The sequence below is a fragment of the Vannielia litorea genome (assembly GCF_018424695.1).
GTDB classification, from domain to species: Bacteria; Pseudomonadota; Alphaproteobacteria; order Rhodobacterales; family Rhodobacteraceae; genus Vannielia; species Vannielia litorea_A.
Map to the genome: position 1 here is coordinate 1 of NZ_QTNQ01000203.1, position 839 is coordinate 839.

At 66.0% G+C, this 839-nt stretch carries 1 protein-coding gene; it reads right to left on the reverse strand.

Annotation, left to right across the window (positions count from 1 at the left end):
- Nucleotides 1-72 precede the first annotated feature (72 nt).
- Nucleotides 73-546, reverse strand: coding sequence for a hypothetical protein (locus DYI42_RS23965; RefSeq protein WP_213549639.1), 474 nt, complete (start codon nucleotides 544-546; stop codon nucleotides 73-75).
- Nucleotides 547-839 lie beyond the last annotated feature (293 nt).

Here is an 839-nt window from a genome sequence, read left to right on the forward strand (position 1 = left end):
CGCACGGGCTGCGCGATTGATCGACTTGGGGGCTCCCCTGGACCCACAGGACCGGGGACTGCCGGGCCGAGGCTATTCCACGGAAAAGGCGACCATGGAGAGGTCGGGAGAGATGCCACGGGCCTCCAGTTCGGCGGCCAGCGCCTCGAAGTAGCCAACGGCCTCGCTGCCATCGAGGTCTGTCACAACGTCGAGCCGTGCCGGGGTGCCCACCGCCAGCAGGAGTTGCTGTGTCACAACCGGGCCCGCGGTCAGGTTCATCGGGATCGAGAAGCTGGCCCCCGCCCGGGTGAATTGCAGGAAGCCATCCAGTGCCTGCACCGTGCCTTCGTCGTCGATCAGAAGGAAGTGCACCACCTGGCCCGAGACATTGAGGATACGCCCTTCCAGGTAGTCGCCCGAGGCGATCACTCGGTTTTCCATGTCGAAATAGAGGTTGAAGGCCGGGTAGGCCTTGGCCTCGCGGATGAAGGTTAGCGCGGCGCATTGGGCCTCGCTGACAGGTTTCAGAACGGTGCCGGGGATTTCGCCTGTCTCGGCCTCCATTCCGGCACGGAAGCCGTCGAGCGAGGCGGAGGTGGGGCCAAAGGCATCAAGCGTGAGCTGGGCGGTTTCTTCTCCCAGCGCGGGCAGGGCGGCGAAGCAGGGGCCGCCATCGTATGTTTTCAGGTAGTCGAGGATGGCGGCGTAGCGGGTGCGATCATCCTCGGAGATGTCGCTCGACGGGGCGCCGATGGAAGAGGCCGCCGTGGTTGAAGCCCTGCGTGCGCCCCCGCCTGAAGGCCAGCCAAACGCAGTCTACATCCTCGCCCCACGCGAGATGCCCGCCGACCGGCTGC

What these genes read in the sequence shown, in the direction of transcription:
- DYI42_RS23965 (WP_213549639.1), bottom strand. Translation starts at nt 546, where the DNA reads ATGGAGGCCGAGACAGGCGAAATCCCCGGCACCGTTCTGAAACCTGTC.